The sequence below is a fragment of the Stenotrophomonas sp. 22LJNL06-5-1 genome, from assembly GCF_056861455.1.
The window spans coordinates 178863-195307 of record NZ_JBSPUE010000005.1 but is presented as its reverse complement, the minus strand read 5'-3'; the positions used below and the strand labels follow the sequence as shown (position 1 = coordinate 195307).

General features: G+C 67.5%; 13 protein-coding genes. 8 read left to right on the top strand and 5 right to left on the bottom strand.

Annotated elements, in window-relative coordinates:
* Nucleotides 1-280 precede the first annotated feature (280 nt).
* From AC13GF_RS12760 to AC13GF_RS12730, 7 genes are all read left to right on the top strand, one after another.
* Nucleotides 281-712, top strand: coding sequence for a DUF2946 domain-containing protein (locus AC13GF_RS12760; protein ID WP_483004844.1), 432 nt, complete (start codon nucleotides 281-283; stop codon nucleotides 710-712).
* A gap of 72 nt (nucleotides 713-784) precedes the next feature.
* Nucleotides 785-2848 carry a TonB-dependent copper receptor gene (locus AC13GF_RS12755; RefSeq protein ID WP_483004843.1) on the top strand — a complete coding sequence of 688 codons (2064 nt, stop codon included), beginning with the start codon at nucleotides 785-787 and terminating at the stop codon, nucleotides 2846-2848.
* A gap of 273 nt (nucleotides 2849-3121) precedes the next feature.
* Nucleotides 3122-4228: an efflux RND transporter periplasmic adaptor subunit gene (locus tag AC13GF_RS12750; protein ID WP_483004842.1), complete on the top strand. Its 1107-nt coding sequence runs from the start codon at nucleotides 3122-3124 to the stop codon at nucleotides 4226-4228.
* Entirely contained in the window at nucleotides 4225-7350 is a 3126-nt protein-coding gene (locus AC13GF_RS12745) for an efflux RND transporter permease subunit (RefSeq protein WP_106468968.1), read from the top strand. Before AC13GF_RS12750 ends, AC13GF_RS12745 begins: the two co-directional genes overlap by 4 nt.
* Nucleotides 7343-7882: a GNAT family N-acetyltransferase gene (locus AC13GF_RS12740; protein ID WP_483004841.1), complete on the top strand. Its 540-nt coding sequence runs from the start codon at nucleotides 7343-7345 to the stop codon at nucleotides 7880-7882. The genes AC13GF_RS12745 and AC13GF_RS12740 overlap by 8 nt, the downstream gene beginning before the upstream one ends.
* Before the next feature lie 180 nt (nucleotides 7883-8062).
* Entirely contained in the window at nucleotides 8063-9583 is a 1521-nt protein-coding gene (locus AC13GF_RS12735; RefSeq protein WP_483004840.1) for an alanine/glycine:cation symporter family protein, read from the top strand.
* The gene (locus AC13GF_RS12730) at nucleotides 9576-10409 is read left to right on the top strand and encodes a TrmH family RNA methyltransferase (RefSeq protein ID WP_483004839.1); all 834 of its coding nucleotides are present in this window, start codon (nucleotides 9576-9578) and stop codon (nucleotides 10407-10409) included. Before AC13GF_RS12735 ends, AC13GF_RS12730 begins: the two co-directional genes overlap by 8 nt.
* 164 nt (nucleotides 10410-10573) lie before the next feature.
* Here AC13GF_RS12730 and AC13GF_RS12725 read toward each other — a convergent pair whose 3' ends face one another.
* The 4 genes from AC13GF_RS12725 to AC13GF_RS12710 form a co-directional block, all read right to left on the bottom strand.
* Nucleotides 10574-11995, bottom strand: coding sequence for a M28 family peptidase (locus tag AC13GF_RS12725; protein ID WP_483004838.1), 1422 nt, complete (start codon nucleotides 11993-11995; stop codon nucleotides 10574-10576).
* Nucleotides 11996-12219: 224 nt separating this feature from the next.
* Nucleotides 12220-12624 (bottom strand): large-conductance mechanosensitive channel protein MscL, encoded by a 405-nt coding sequence (gene mscL / locus AC13GF_RS12720; protein WP_107432151.1) that lies wholly within the window; start codon nucleotides 12622-12624, stop codon nucleotides 12220-12222.
* A 55-nt stretch (nucleotides 12625-12679) separates the two neighbouring features.
* Entirely contained in the window at nucleotides 12680-13405 is a 726-nt protein-coding gene (locus tag AC13GF_RS12715) for a fumarylacetoacetate hydrolase family protein (protein ID WP_483004837.1), read from the bottom strand.
* Between the two features lie 75 nt (nucleotides 13406-13480).
* Entirely contained in the window at nucleotides 13481-13762 is a 282-nt protein-coding gene (locus AC13GF_RS12710; RefSeq protein WP_005410817.1) for a hypothetical protein, read from the bottom strand.
* A gap of 178 nt (nucleotides 13763-13940) precedes the next feature.
* Between AC13GF_RS12710 and AC13GF_RS12705 the strand changes: the two genes are divergently transcribed.
* The gene (locus tag AC13GF_RS12705) at nucleotides 13941-14276 is read left to right on the top strand and encodes a Rieske (2Fe-2S) protein (protein WP_100440271.1); all 336 of its coding nucleotides are present in this window, start codon (nucleotides 13941-13943) and stop codon (nucleotides 14274-14276) included.
* A gap of 318 nt (nucleotides 14277-14594) precedes the next feature.
* Here the strand turns inward: AC13GF_RS12705 and AC13GF_RS12700 are convergent, their stop codons facing one another.
* A complete protein-coding gene (locus AC13GF_RS12700) occupies nucleotides 14595-16442 on the bottom strand; it encodes an SLC13 family permease (RefSeq protein WP_099553757.1) in 1848 nt (615 codons plus the stop codon).
* Nucleotides 16443-16445: the final 3 nt, after the last annotated feature.

Below are 16445 nucleotides of genomic sequence, written 5' to 3'. Positions count from 1 at the left end.
GCAGATCGCGGAAATCTGTCGAAGGCGGGGTGGGTCCGGTTGCGGGAGTGTCCGCGGCATGGATGCCGCGGCCAAGCCCCCAAGGATGGGTTTACGGCGTCTCCCGCAACCGGACCCACCCCGCCTACCCACAGGAAGCCCGCTTTTGCTTCGGCTGTTGCTGTTGCTGTTGCTGTTGCTCCAGCTCGCAGCGGGTGCAGGGCGCAGCCCTGCCGATAACCCCCCCTCCTGCGACCGTTCGTCGCACGGGCAACCCTGGACCCGGCTCTACACTAGCGGGGTGACCCGCCTGTCCCGCCCGCAACGCCTTCTGCTCCAGCTCGCCGTCCTGGCGACGCTGTTGATGGTGCTTGCGCCACTGGTCAGCCGCGCGCTGCAGGCACAGCCGATGGAGCACGCCGCGATGGCGGGCATGGACCATGCCGCGATGGGCCATGACATGCACGCCATGGCCATGGCCGGGCACGATCAGCACGGCGCCGCGCCGGCTGCGCCCAGCCGCCCGGCCGACCCCCACGCCATGCACGGCGAAGCCTGCGAATACTGCGTGCTGGCCATGCGCCTGCTGCCGTGGCTGGCGGTGCTGGTACTGCTGTTGCCCGTGTTGTGGCGGCCGCGACTGGCCTTTCCTTGGTCACAGCAGGTACTACCAGCACTGCGCTGGCCGGCGCATGCCGCACGCGGGCCACCGCGCCCCTCCATCGTTCGCTGATTTCCCTATCGAATCTGCCGCACGACGCCTGACCGGGCGCCGTGCGCGCGTGCGTACTTTGGAGCTGTTCCGATGAAAATGACTTCCCGCCCCGCGGGCGCCTGTGCGCGCCTGCCGGTTGCCCTTGGCCTGGCCGTGGCCGCATCACTGGCCCACGCTGCGCCCGCCGAGCAGGCGCGCACCCTCGACACGATGGTGGTCACCGCCGCCGCACCGTCCTCGCCGCTGCACTGGGTGACCGATCCGCGCCTGCCGCGGCAGCCGGTGCCGGCCAGCGACGGTGCCGATTACCTGAAGACCGTCCCCGGCTTCTCCGCCATCCGCAATGGCGGCACCAACGGTGACCCGGTGCTGCGCGGCATGTTCGGTTCGCGGCTGAACATCCTCAGCAATGACGGCAACCTGATCGGTGCCTGTCCGTCGCGCATGGACAATCCGCTGTCCTACATCGCACCGGAGAGCTTCGACCGGTTGACCATCATCAAGGGCCCGCAGAGCGTGCGCTGGGGCGCAGGAGCTTCGGCCGGCACCGTGCGTTTCGAGCGCGATACGCCGCGCTTCGAGGAACCTGGCCTGCGTGCCGATGCCAGTGCGCTGGTCGGCTCACGCAACCGCAATGACCAAGTGCTGGACCTGACCCTGGGCAATCCGACCGGCTATGTACGCGCCAGCGGCAACCGTTCCGAGGCCGATGACTACAAGGATGGCCACGGTGATGTGGTGCCATCGAAGTGGCGCAAGTGGAATGGCGACGTGGCCATCGGCTGGACGCCGGATGCCGACACGCTGCTGGAAATCTCCGCCGGTGCCGGCGATGCCATCGCGCGTTACGCCGGGCGCGGCATGGACGGCGCCGCGTTCGAACGCACCAGCTACGCGGCGCGCTTCGAGAAACGCAATCTGCCGGGTGCGTGGGACACGTTGCAGGCCAACGTGTACTACAACGAAGCCGACCACGTGATGGACAACTACACGCTGCGCACGCCGAACCCGCACAGCATGATGCCAATGCCGATGGCCTCGAACGTGGATCGTCGTACCCAGGGCGGCCGGGTCAGTTCCGAGTGGCGCTGGCAGGACGTGCAGCTGGTGGCGGGTGTGGATGGCGAAGACAGCCGCCATCGTGGACGCATGGGCATGGGCCGCGACACCTACCGGCAGGCGGCCTGGGAGACCGATGCCAACTTCCGCCGCTATGGCGTGTTCACCGAGTTGACCCTCGGCGCCGGCACCGACCAGCGCTGGATCAGTGGCCTGCGCATCGACCGCGCCAGCGTCCGCGATGAGCGGCAATCGATCCGTGGAATGATGGGCAACCGGCCCAACCCCACCGCCGGGCAGACGCGCAAGGAATGGCTCGGCAGCGCTTTCCTGCGTTACGAGCAGGACCTGGCCGATGGCCTGACCTGGTACGCCGGGCTCGGCCACAGTGAACGCATGCCCGACTACTGGGAGCTGTTCTCGCCCAACCATGGCCCGGCCGGCGCAGTGAACGCGTTCACCGGCGTGCAGCCCGAACGCACCACCCAGCTCGACGTCGGCCTGCAGTACAAGGGCCCGCGCGTGCAGGCGTGGGTTTCGGCGTACGCCGGGCAGATCCAGGACTACATCCTGTTCGCCTATCACGGCAGCGGCATGATGGGCATGAGCCAGGCCCGTAATGTCGACGCGCGCATCGCCGGTGCCGAGGCGGGCCTGGAAGTGAGCCTGGCCGAGCAGTGGAAGCTGGGCGGCACGCTGGCCTATGCCTGGGGCGAGAACCGCGACCAGCAGCGTCCGCTGCCGCAGATGCCGCCGCTGGAAGCACGCCTGAGCGCGAACTGGGAAGGCGAGCGCTGGAGTGCCGGTGCGCTGCTGCGCGCGGTGACCCACCAGCATCGCGTCGCAAATGGCCAGGGCAATGTGGTTGCGCAGGACCTGGGGCCGAGTGCCGGCTTCGCCACCTTCGCGCTCAACGCCGCCTACCGCTTCAGTTCGCAGCTGCAGCTCAGCGCGGGTGTCGACAACCTGTTCGACCGTGCCTACAGCGAGCACCTGAACCTGGCCGGCAGCGCCGACTTTGGTTTCCCGGCTGACCCGGTGCGCATCAACGAGCCAGGCCGCAGCCTGTGGATGAAGGTGAACTACCGGTACTGATCCGCCGGAGGTAAAAAACCGGGGCCGGATCCCCGCCAGGATCCGTCCCCGCCCGACGCCCTCTGTCGGGCAGCTTCGACTCTACGATGGCAACGCCTGCGGTGCACGGCTGGATACACCTCGACACATGCCGACACCGCTGCTGCCAGCCTTGCACGGAACGGGTTCACGGCGCTATCGCGACGCCGGTTCCACGCCGGTAAACGCTTGGCACATATCGCTTCTGTGGGCGCTTGCCTACACTCGGCGGCCGTGGATCACTCAGGACCGTTCATGTTGGCTCGCATCGCTTCGACCCTGGCCCTTGGCCTCAGCCTGGCCGTGCTGGCCGGGTGCGCGGGCAAACAGGAGGCCGCCGCCCGTCGGCAGGGAGAAGCGGTGCCGGTCACCGCGCAGGTCGTGCAGTCCACGCAGTGGAACGACACCCTGCAGGCACTGGGTACGGCCAAGGCGCGCGAATCCATCAGCGTGACCGCCAAGGTCAGCGAGATCGTCGAGAAGGTGCACTTCGAAAGCGGCCAGCATGTCGCCGCCGGTGCGCCGATCGTGACCCTGCGCGGGCAGGCCCAGGAGGCCGCGCTGGTGCAGGCGCAGGCCACCTTCCATGAGGCCGACCAGCTGTACAAGCGCCAGCGCGAGCTGGCCACGCAGCGGCTGGTGTCCAGCGCCACGCTGGATACGCAGAAATCGATCCGCGATGCCGCCGAGGCGCGCGTGGCGCAGATGCAGTCGGACATCGGTGACCGCCGCGTGCGTGCGCCGTTCGCCGGTGTGCTCGGCATCCGCCAGGTCAGCCCGGGCACGTTGCTGACGCCGACCACGGTGATCGCCACGCTCGATGACATCGAACACATGCACATCGATTTCCAGGTGCCGGAAGTGGAACTGGCCGCGCTGGGCGTCGGTGACAAGGTCAGTGCCACCAGCGTGGCGTGGCCGGGCCGTACCTTCGAGGGCGTGGTCAGCACCATCGACGCACGCATCGATCCGGCCACCCGTGCGGTGACCGTGCGCGCCGACTTCGCCAACGGTGACCATGCCCTGCGCCCGGGCATGCTGTTGGACGTGCGCCTGTTCCACCCCGAGCGCCCGGCGCTGGTGATTCCGGAAATCGCGGTGGTGCAGGTCGGTCGCGATACCTTCGTATACCGCATCACCGCCGACGACAGCGTCGAGCGCGTGGACGTGATTACCGGTGCGCGCCGTGCCGGCGTGGTCGAGATCAAGCAGGGCCTGGAAGCGGGCCAGCGCATCGTGGTCGATGGCACCGGCAAGCTGCGCCCGGGCCTGAAGGTCGCGGCCAAGGACGCGGCGCCGGCCAGTGGTGCAAAGCCCGCTGACGCCGCTGCACCGGTCGCGGCCGAGGGCCACGGCGGATGAAGCTGTCCGACATCTCCATCCAGCGGCCGGTATTCGCCGTGGTGATGAGCCTGTTGCTGCTGGTGCTGGGCGTGATGTCCTTTACCCGCCTGACCCTGCGCGAACTGCCCGCCATCGATCCACCGATCGTCTCGGTGTCGGTGGACTACACCGGCGCCTCGGCGGCGGTCATCGAAAGCCGCATCACCCAGGTGCTGGAAGATGCGCTGGCCGGCATCGAAGGCATCGATACGATCAACGCGCGCAGCACCAACGGCCGTTCGCAGGTCAGCATCGAGTTCACCTCCAACCGCGATATCGAAGCGGCGGCCAACGACGTGCGCGATGCGGTCAGCCGCGTCGCCGACCGCATGCCGGAGGAAGCGCGTCCGCCGGAAATCGCCAAGGTCGAAAGCGATGCCGACCCGATCATCTGGTTCAACATGGTCTCCTCGACCATGGACACGCTGGAGCTGAGCGACTACGCCGACCGCTACGTGGTCGATCGCTTCTCCAGCCTCGACGGTGTGGCCCAGGTCCGTATCGGTGGCCGCCAGCGCTATGCGATGCGCATCTGGCTGGACCGCGACCAGCTGGCCGCACGCGGGCTGACCACCGGCGACGTGGAAACCGCGCTGCGCAACGAGAACGTGGAACTGCCGGCCGGCCGCATCGAGTCGACCGACCGCGATTTCACCCTGCGCGTGGAGCGCAACTACATCAAGCCGGAAGACTTCGCGACCATCCCGCTGGGCAAGGGCCGCGACGGCTACGTGGTGCGCATGGGCGATGTGGCGAAGATCGAGCTGGCCTCGGCCGAGCGCCGCGCGTACTACCGCAGCAACGGCGAGCCGGGCATCGGCCTGGGCATCGTCAAGACCTCCACCGCCAACTCGCTGGACGTGGCGCGTACCGCGCGCGCTGAAGCCGAGCGGGTGGCACTGACCCTGCCCAAGGGCACGCAGATCTTCGTCGCCTTCGACAACACCACCTTCATCGAAGCCGCGGTGGACCGCGTCTATGCCACGCTGGTGGAAGCGATGATCCTGGTGCTGGCGGTGATCTGGCTGTTCCTTGGCAGTTTCCGCGCTGCGCTGATTCCAGCGGTCACGGTGCCGGTCTGCCTGGTCGCGGCGTTCATCGCGCTGTATGCGTTCGACTTCTCGATCAACCTGCTGACCCTGCTTGCCCTGGTGCTGTGCATTGGCCTGGTGGTGGACGATGCGATCGTGGTGGTGGAGAACGTGCAGCGCCGCATCGACCTGGGCGAGCCACCGCTGGTGGCGTCCAAGCGTGGTACCACGCAGGTCGCCTTCGCGGTGATTGCCACCACCGCGGTGCTGGTGGCGGTGTTCCTGCCGGTCGGTTTCCTGGAAGGCAACACCGGGCGCCTGTTCCGCGAGCTGGCGGTGGCACTGGCGGCGGCGGTGGCGTTGTCCGCCTTCGTGGCGCTGACGCTGACGCCGATGATGGCCTCCAAGCTGCTCAAGCCGCACACCGGGCAGGCACCGCGCGGGCTGCATGGCTTCATCAACCGTAATCTGGAGCGCCTGGCAGGTGCCTATGGGCGGGTGCTCGACCACCACGTCGACCGCACCTGGATCTACCTGCTGGTGATGGTGGCTGCACTGGCCGCCAGCTGGGGCCTGCTCAAGCTGCTGCCGTCGGAACTGGCGCCGGCCGAAGACCGCGGCTCGTTCCAGATCATGATCGACGGCCCGGAGGGCGCCGGCTACGACTACACCGTGCAGCAGGTGCAGCAGGTGGAAGCGATGCTGGCACCGCATGTCGGCCCGGACAAACCCATCGTGCGCGCCAACCCGCGCGTGCCGGGCGGCTGGGGCGCCAGCGAGGAAATGCACACCGGCCGCGTCAGCATCTTCCTGCAGCCGTGGCGCCAGCGCAGCGAGGGCACGCCGGAAGTGGCCAATGAGCTGCAGAAGGAACTGGATACCATCCGCGGCGTGCGCGTACGCACGCAGGTCGGCGGTGGCCTGGTGCGCAGCGGCGGGCAGCCATTCCAGATCGTGCTGGGCGGCCCGGAATATGCCGAGATCGCGCAGTGGCGCGACCGCATCCTGCTGCGCATGGCCGACAATCCTGGCCTGGTCGGCCCGGACTCGGACTACAAGGAAACGCGACCGCAGATGCGGGTCAACATCGACCGCCAGCGTGCGGCCGACCTCGGCGTGCCGGTCACCGCGATCGGTTCGGCACTGGAAACCATGATGGGCTCGCGCCGCGTCACCACCTTCGTCGACAACGGCGAGGAGTACGACGTACTGGTGCAGGCCGGTCGCGATGGCCGCGCCAGCCCGGCCGACCTGGCCGCGATCCGCGTGCGCGCCACCTCCGGCGAACTGGTACCGCTGTCCAACCTGGTCACGCTGAGCGAAGTGGCCGAGGCCGGCACCCTGAACCGCTTCAATCGCCTGCGCTCGATCACCATCAATGCTGGCCTGGCGCCGGGGTATCCGCTGGGCGAGGCCATCGCCTGGGCGCAGCAGGTCACGCGCGAAGAGCTGCCGCAGTATGCGCAGGTGAACTGGAAGGGCGAATCACGCGAATACCAGAGTGCTGGTGGCGCGGTGCTGCTGACCTTCGCGATGGCCCTGCTGGTGGTCTACCTGGTGCTGGCCGCGCAGTTTGAAAGCTTCATCCACCCGCTCACCATCATGCTGACCGTGCCGCTGGGCGTGCTCGGTGCGCTGGTCGGGCTGTGGGTGAGCGGCGGCACGGTGAACCTGTTCAGCCAGATCGGCATCGTCATGCTGGTCGGCCTGGCAGCGAAGAACGGCATCCTCATTGTCGAATTCGCCAACCAGCTGCGCGACGATGGAAGAACCGTGCGCGAGGCGATCATCGAATCGGCGATGGTGCGCCTGCGCCCGATCCTGATGACCTCGATCGCCACCGTGGTCGGTGCGATCCCGCTGGTGGTGGCCGGTGGCCCCGGTTCGGCCAGCCGTGGCACGATCGGCATCGTGATCATCTTCGGCGTGACCCTGTCGACGTTCCTGTCGCTGTTCGTGGTGCCGGCGTTCTACGCGCGGCTGGCCCCGTACACCCGCTCGCCGGAAGCGGTGAAGCGCGAGCTGGAGAAGCAGGAAGCGGAATCGCCCTCGGTGGGTGGCCATGCCTGATCCAACCACTCTGCTGCGGGGCGACGGCTTCCAGCTACGCCCCTGGCGCCCGGATGATCTGGAATCGCTGCTGCGCCATGCCAACGACGCCGAGGTATCGCGGGGCCTGCGTGATCGCTTCCCGTACCCGTACACGCGCGAGGATGGCGAGGCTTTCCTCGCCGGCCGCGTGCTGGCCCCTGGCACCCTGAACCTGGCCATCGAGATCGACGGCCAGGCCTGCGGCAGCGTCGGTGCCCAGCAGGGCGTGGCCGAGCGTGGGCATACCGCGGAACTGGGCTATTGGCTGGGCCAGACCCATTGGGGGCAGGGACTGATGACCCGCGTGGTCAGCCTGTTCGCGCCATGGGTGATGGACGAACTGCGCCTGTTCAGGCTGCAGGCCACGGTGGTCGACTTCAATCTCGGCTCGGCCCGGGTGCTGGAGAAGAACGGCTTCCAGGAAGAGGGCGTGGAGCGCTGTGCGGTCTACAAGCGCGGGGTGCTGCACGACCTGCGCCGCTTCGCCCGGGTACGCACGCAGCTGTCCTGAACACGCAGGCTGGCCGCCGTAGAGCCGAGCCCAGGCCCGGTTGCCGTCGTCAGCCCGGGCCGTGCAGGGGCTCGACCCAGCAAAACAGCGCTACCGCAGCGGCCTTCGATCAGGGAGAATCGACCGGTCCCCTCCAGCCGACGGGACGTCCTTACAACCCGCCGACTGGAGAGAGCGCGCGTGGAAGCTACCGTACACTTCATCAACAGCATCATCTGGAGCAAGGCACTGATCTTCGTGTGCCTTGGCGCCGGCCTGTTCTTCAGCCTGCGCACGCGCTTCATGCAGATCCGCGGCTTCTTCGAGATGTGCCGCCTCACTGTCAAGGGTGAGAAATCCGACGCTGGCGTGTCCTCGTTCCAGGCCCTGGCCATGTCGATGGCCGGCCGCATGGGCATCGGCAACATCGCCGGCGTGGCCACCGCCATCGCATTCGGCGGCCCCGGTGCGATCTTCTGGATGTGGGTGATGGGCTTCCTCGGCGCATCCACCTCGTACGTGGAATGCACCCTGGCGCAGATCTACAAGACCAAGGACGCTGAAGGCCGCTACCGTGGTGGCCCGGCGTACTACATCGAAAAGGCCATGGGCCTGAAGTGGTACGCGCTGGCCTTCGCCATCGCCACAATCATCGCCGCCGGCTTCCTGATGCCGGGCGTGCAGGCCAACGCCATCGCCGACAGCATCATCAACGCCTGCCGTGGCACCGCACTGTGCGGCCCGCTCGATGGCCAGGCCTTCGGCATGGAGTCGGTGCAGGCGCTGAAGCTGGGCATCGGCATCGTGGTCGCGCTGCTGCTGGGCGTGGTGATCTTCGGCGGCGTCAAGCGCATCGCCAACTTCGCCGAAGTGGTGGTGCCGTTCATGGCCGCCGGCTTCATCCTGATGGCCATCGTCATCATGATCATCAACTACGACCGCGTGCCGGAAATGTTCGGCATCATCTTCAGCAGCGCCTTCGGCACCCACGCCGCGTTCGGCGCGATGATGGGCCTGGCAGTGGAGTGGGGCATCAAGCGCGGCATCTACGCCAACGAAGCCGGCCAGGGCTCGGGCCCGCATGCTGCGGCCGCTTCGGAAGTCTCGCACCCGGCCAAGCAGGGCTACGTGCAGGCCTTCGCCATCTACTTCGACACCATGATGGTGTGCACCGCCACCGCGTTCCTGATCCTGGCCAGCGGCACCTACAACGTGTACTCGGCGGCAGGTGCCGGCGCCCCGCCGATCTTCCAGGGCCTGGCCGGCATTCCGGAAGGCGCGGGCTACGCCCAGGCCGGTGTGGAAGCCGTGCTGCCGGGCTGGGGCTCGGCGTTCGTGTCCATCGCCATCTTCTTCTTCGCCTTCACCACCATCATGGCGTACTACTACATGGCCGAGACCAATCTCAGCTATGTGAACCACAACAAGAAGCGCCCGCTGACCGTGCTGGTGCTGCGCCTGGGCATCATCGGCATGGTGGTGTTCGGCGCGTTCCATAATGCAACCCTGGCCTGGGCGCTGGGTGACATCGGCGTGGGCCTGATGGCCTGGCTGAACATCATTGCCATCCTCATCATCCAGAAGCCGGCCATGCTGGCCCTGCGTGATTACGAACGACAGAAGAAGCTCGGCCTCGATCCGACCTTCGACCCCGATGCCCTGGGCATCAAGAACGCCGATTTCTGGCGTCAACGCAAGCTGGAGTTGTCCCGTAGTGAATGATCCCTGGAAGAATGCCCGCCGCCCGTCGTCGCGACCGCCGCGGGCCACCCCGCTGCCACCGCGTGAGGGCGGCACCCCGCCACCGCCGGGGCGTGGCAACGACGAGCTGCGCCTGTATGGCTGGAACGCCGTGCAGGCCCTGTTCGCCAAGCGCCCGCAGGCGCTGCGCAAGCTGTACCTGGTGGACGCGCTGATTCCGCGCATGCAGCCGGTGCTGAAGTGGTGCGTGGCCAACCGCGTGGGCTACCGCGTGGTGGAGGAGGGCGACCTCAACAAGCTGGCCGCTACCACCCATCACGAAGGCCTGGTGGCCGACGTGCTGCGCGCGCCGGTGGTGCCGCTGGCGCAGTGGCTGGAGGAACTGGACGAAGGCCCGGCGTTGGCGCTGTGGCTGGACGGTGTCGGCAATCCGCACAACTTCGGTGCGATCCTGCGCTCGGCCGCGCACTTCGGCGCCAAGGCGCTGCTGCTGCCGGCTGGCAGCACACTGGCGCTGTCCGGTGCCGCCGCGCGTGTGGCCGAGGGTGGTGCGGAGTCGGTGCCGCTGGTGCAGCTGCCGGAGATCGCTCAGGCGATGGCGCAGCTGCGTGCAGCCGGCTTCGGGCTGGCGGCGACCCTCGTTGAGGGTGGCGACGACGTGTTCCGTGCGTCGCTGCCGTCGCGTCTTGTGTACGTGATGGGCGCTGAAGGCGAGGGCATGGACCGCGGCCTGGCCAGCGAATGCGACCTGCAGGTCTCGATTCCCGGCAGCGGCGCGGTGGAAAGCCTGAACGTTGCTTCCGCCACGGCCGTGCTGCTGGCGCAGTGGGCAAGTCGCCGCGGCTGATGGGTGTCCGGTGGGTGCGAACCTTGGTTCGCACCGCTTCCGCCGCTGCGCTCGCCGGGCATGGCCTGGCACTACCGATGCAGGACCCGCCGTGGTGGGTACGAACCTTGGTTCGTACCGCTTTTCCCGTTGCGTTCGCCGGGCATGGCCCGGCGTTTACCGCATCATTCGTTCGGCGGCGTGGTCGCCTTGGCCTCGCTGCCGAAGCTGCCATCGGCTTCCGCCGCCAGATACGCAAACACGGTGTACGCGGCCACGTTCTGCGCCAGTGCCTTCGGGTCGATCTTGTCCAGCGTGTCGTCGGCGGTGTGGTGCAGGTGGAAGTAGTCCGATCCATCCTGCGCCAGCCACGCCCACGCACCGCCCTTGGCGGCCAGCGGACCGACGTCCGGGCCCGGGCCACCCTTGTCGGCCTGGTACTCGATGCCCAGCGGCTTCATCACTTCGGCAATCTGCCTGGTCGCTTCGCGCGAGCCTTCCGGGTTCGGCGAACCGGTGTTGAAGGCATAGATGCGGCCGGCACCGAAGTCGCTCTCGGCGGCCAGCTGATGCAGGGTCACGTCCTTGGCATGCGCTTCGGCGTAGGCCTTGCCGCCGTACAGACCCTGTTCTTCGTTGGCGAAGGCGATCACGCGGATGGTGCGCTTCGGTGCCTGCTTGAGCTGGCCGATCAGGTGGCCGGCGGCCATGGTGATGCCTACGCCTGCGCCGTCATCGACCGCACCGGTGCCCAGGTCCCACGAATCCAGGTGACCGCCGATCACCACCACTTCCTTCGGCAGCCTGCGGCCGGTGATCTCGCCGATCACGTTGTACGACGTAGCGGTGCCATCCCAACCGCAATCCAGCACCACCTTCACCGTGGTGCTGCCACGCGCCAGCAGGCGCGCCAGCTGGTCGGCATCGGGCACCGACAGCGCCGCCGACGGCACCGGGGTCAGGCCGTCATCGAAACGGGTGATGCCGGTGTGCGGCACGCGGTGCGAGTCGGTACCGGCCGAGCGCATCAGGAAGCCGACCGCGCCCTTGCGGATCGCTTCGGACGGGCCCTTGCTGCGGATCGCGCCGCCACGGCCATAGTCGCGGCCATCGCGGAACGGCAGCATCTGGTAATCGACGAAGGCGATCTTGCCCTTCAGCGAACCGGCCGGTGCGGCCTGCAGTGCGGCCAAGTCGGCGAAGCGCACCACTTCGGCTTCCACGGTGCCGCCCGGGCTGCCGCCCAGTGCGGTGATCTGCAGCGGCTGCGGATTCCTGCCGGTCACGGCGGCGTGTTCACTGCGGCGCTCCCACTTCGGGAAGGTCACCGGTTCCTTCCATACCTTGTCGAAGCCGAGTGCCTTGAACTTGGCTTCGGCCCAGGCCACGGCGCGGGCATCAGCCTCGCTGCCGGCGATGCGCGGGCCGATTTCAGTGGTGAGCGATTCGACCACCTTCCAGCCGGTGTCATCGGCCAGCGCCTGGTCGCGCAGCTGTGCGGCGGTGGCCAGCGACGCCGGGGGCAGGGTGGTGGTGTGTGGCGCCGCGAAGGCCGGGGCGGCCAGCAGGGCGAGGGAGGATGCGATGGCAAGGACGCGGCGACGCATGGACAGCTCCGGGAAGGGACCAAGCCTTGGAGCTTAACAGTCGTTCAGCCCGGCGCATGGGCGGGAGGTCATGGCTGGCGCGAACGCTGTTTTCCGCCATGACCGGCAAAGCGAAAGCCCTGCCGGGGCGGGGCTTTCGTGCAGCAGCGGTAGTGCCGGCCGCTGGCCGGCTCCCGCATGTTCCGATGTTGCCGGCCAGCGGCCGGCACTACCGTTCTGCGGCCTTATTTCTTCAGGCTGTCGCGGATCTCGCGCAGCAGCACCACTTCTTCGGCCGGTGCGGCCGGGGCGGCGTCCTGCTTGCGCGACAGGCGGTTGATCGTCTTGACCACCAGGAAAATGGCGAAGGCCACGATCACGAACTGGATCAACGTGTTGATGAAGTCGCCGTAGCCGATCACCACGGCCGGGATTTCCTTGCCGTCGGCACCGATGCTGGCCGGCGACAACGTCCACGCCAGCTGCGAGAAATCCACCTTGCCGATCAGCATGCCCAGCGGCGGCATGATGATTTTCTCGACCAGCGCGGTCACGATCTTGCCGAAGGCCGCGCCGATCACCACGCCGACGGCGAGGTCGATGACGTTGCCGCGCATCGCGAATTCCTTGAACTCGGTGAGCATTCCCATTGTTGTTTTTCTCCGGTGGGGGAAGTGGACAGCGCGCAGGGTAGCGCAGGTGATGTCAGCCGGCGATCACGCCGTGGCGCTCGGCCACGTTTTCCAGGCGGGCACTGAAGCGGTCGCCGGGCTTCAGTGCGGCCACCCCGGACGGGGTGCCCATGAACACCAGGTCGCCGGCACGCAGCTGCCAGAGCTTGGACAGCTCGTGCAGGATCTCCGGCACGTTCCAGATCATCTGGTCCAGCAGCGCCTGCTGGCGCACCTCGCCGTTGACCTCCAGCGACAGGTTCAGCGCGGCCAGGTCGCCCACTTCAGCGGCATGCACGATCTCGCTGATCGGCGCGGAGGCATCGAAGCCCTTGGCTGCATCCCACGGGTGGCCCTTGTCCTTGGCGGCGGCCTGCAGGTCGCGGCGGGTCAGGTCCAGGCCCACGGCATAGCCATAGACCAGCGCATCGGCGTCGGCCACGGCCAGCTCGCCCGCGGGTGCATCGCGACCGATCGCCACCACCAGCTCCACTTCGTGGTGCAGGTTGGCGGTCGCTGGCGGGTAGGGGATGGCATCGTCGTGGCCGACCACGATGGCATCGGCCGGCTTGCTGAAGAACATCGGTCGGCCGCGGTCATCGGCCGCCGGCACTGCCGCGCCCATCTCGCGGGCATGGTCGGCGAAGTTGCGGCCGACGCAGTAGATGCGGTGCACGGGGAAGCTGCCTCCGCCCACCACCGGGACACGCGGCAGGGCTACAGCAGGGATCACATCGGAGACATCGGAGACATCGGACATGCGGGCATCCAGGAAGGGCGTGCCCGCAGTCTAGAACGCATGGCGCCTGCCGTCAGCGGGCGCGGAAGACCTGGATCAACGCGAGGCCGGCAACACCGGCTTGCGCACCACGCGGTACTCGCCTTCGACCACGGTCGGGTCGACCGGACGGGCAACGCCCGGCTTGCGCGAGGCCAGCAGCTTCCACGCCAGGCCGACCAGGATCATCGCCGCACCGACGAACACACCGATGAACACCATCGCGGCCAGGATCGCCAGGCCGAGCAGGCCCACGGCAACGCGCACCAGCGGGTGACGCGGCTTGCGCGGCGCGAACAGGGTGCGGAACTGGTTGAAGGCGGATGCGCGATTGAACATGGCGGCTCGATAGGCTGGGATCAGCGAAACCAGAGTATCGGGACGCGCCACTGTCATTGAGTGAAAAACTCGTTAAATATAGCCTGTGCTTATTACGGATCAATGACTTGTGTTCATGTCGCAGCCAGTCACCTGAGTGGGCGTGCGACAATGCCGGTTTACTGTCCGAGCCTTCGCCATGACTGCCGCTGCTGCCCTGATCGCCCTTGATGCCATTGCCGATGGCGCGTTTGCCGAGGTCGAAGCGGTGGTTGATGGCGATGCCGAGTCGCTGGTGCTGTACCGCGATGGCGCGCAGGTGCGTGCGTTCCTGAACATCTGCCCGCACGCCGGCCGCCGCCTGGACTGGGCCCCGGGCCAGTTCCTGAAGAGCCGTGAAGGCCACCTGGTCTGCGCCGCGCATGGCGCTTCGTTCACTCTGGACAGCGGCGACTGCATCGCCGGACCCTGCAAGGGCGACCGCCTGCGCGCGGTGCCGGTGGACGTGCGCGACGGGCAGGTTTACCTGGCTTGAGGACGGAAGCAGTCGAGCACGGCTCGACTCTACAAAAGCCGTGTCGACCAAGGTCGACAGCTACCAGAGCGAGATCCGTGCCGACCAACGGTCGGCACCCACCACCAGCCGCGTGAAACTGTCGAAGGCGGGGCACTGTGGGTTTGCGGGGTGTGAGCGGCATGGATGCCGCGACCAAGCCCCCATGGATGGGTTTACGGCGTCCCCGCAAACCCACAGTGCCCCGCCAACCCACGGAATGCCCGCTGTTGCTTCGGCTTCGGCTTCGGCTTCGGCTTCTGCAGGTGCAGGGCGCAGCCCTGCCAACAAACCCAACCCTCAGAACATCAGGTTGATCATCAGCACCACCACGCAGGTGTAGATCAGCGACAGCGGTCCACCGACCCGCCACATCTCGCGTGGGGTGTAATTGGCCGGGCCGGTGATCATCGAGATCACCGGGTTGGAGGCCGTCATCAGATTGTTGGACGCCGACAACGCCACGATCAGCGCGAACGCGGTCGGGTTGCCGCCGGCCGCCAGTGCCAGGTTCACCGCAATGGGCACCATCACGATGGTCGCGCCCACGTGGCTGATCACCAGCGAGAACGCCGTGGTCAGCAGCGCCAGCGCCACCTCCAGCACCCACACCGGGATGCCGGTGGGCAGCTTGTCGATGGTGTGGCCGGCCACCCATGCCGCCGCACCGCTGGAGTCCATCGCCCAGCCGAGCGGAATCAGCCCGGCCATCATGAACACCGTCTTCCAGTTGATCGAGGCATAGGCCTCGTCCATGCGCAGCACGCCGGTCAGCAGCATGCCGGCCACGCCGGTCATCAGCGTCAGCGCCACCGGCAGCTTGCTGGTCAGCGCGATCAGGATGGTCAACGCGAAGATCGCCATCGCGATCTTGAACTTGTGCGGGCGCTGTTCGCCGGTCGGGTAGTCGGTCACCACCACGAAGTCGCGGCTCTTGGCCGCCTGTGCCAGGTCGGTCCAGATGCTGTGGAAGACCAGCATGTCGCCGGCACGCAGCTGCACGTCGCGCACGTCCTCGCGGATCACCTGCTTGTCGCGGTTGATCGCCAGCAGGCTGATGCCGCGCTCCTTGCGCAGGCGCAGGTCGGCCGCGCTCTTGCCGATCACGTTCGAGGTCGGCGGCACCACCGCCTCGGAAATACCGGCACGGCTCGGGTTGAACAGGTCACCCAGGTGCTTCAGGCGCGAAGACATGCGCAGGAACTGGTTCTGCGCGAAGTCGTTGATCTGCTCGCGCGGGCCCATTGCACCGAGCACGCTGCCCACCCAGATGCGCATCTCTGCAGGTGGTGCCAGGCGGGTGTCATTGCCGGTTTTCAGCGCCAGCAGCAGCGGGGCATCGTGCAGGTTCTCCGCTTCGCCCAGCGTCATGCCCACCAGGGGGCTTTCGGCACTGACCACCAGTTCGAACACATCGCCTTCGATGCCGTAGGTCTTGGCAAAGTAGCTTTCGGTGCGCGCCGGGGTGACCCCGTCGTTGACCAGGCTTTCTTCCTCGACCAGCTTGCGGTCACCGTAATAGCGGAAATACAACAGCGAAGCGATCAGCAGGGCCACGCCGATCGGCAGCGGCGCGAACATGCGCAGCGGCTCGATGGTGGCCAGGCCGGAGGGCAGGTTGTTGTTGGCCGAGGCCAGCAGATCGTTCAGCAGGATCAGCGGCGAATTGCCGACCATGGTCAGCGCGCCGCCCATCACGATCGCCGCCGAGATCGGCAGCAGCAGGCGCTGCATCGTCAGCCCGGTGCGCGCCGCCAGTCGCGAGGCGACCGGCAGGTACAGCGCCATCACCGACGGGTTCTGCATGAAGGACGAGTTCAGGCCGGCGATGGCCGTGGTCATCATCAGCAGCCGCTGCTCGACACCGTGGCCGCGCCGCAGCAGCCACGCGGCCAGCCGGTTCAGTGCCCCGGTGCGGTCCAGGCCCGCACCGAGGATGGTAGTGGCGATGATGCTCATCACCGCGTTACCGGAGAAGCCGCCGAAGATTTCCTCCGGCGCGATCAGCCCGGTGACACCGAGCACCACCAGCACCACCAGCGCGACCACGTCGGCGCGGATGCGCTCGAACAGGAACATCGCCATCGTGAAGCCGACCAGCCCGAGCACGAGCTTCATGTCGTTGGTCAGCGTCAGCGCGGTATCCATGTG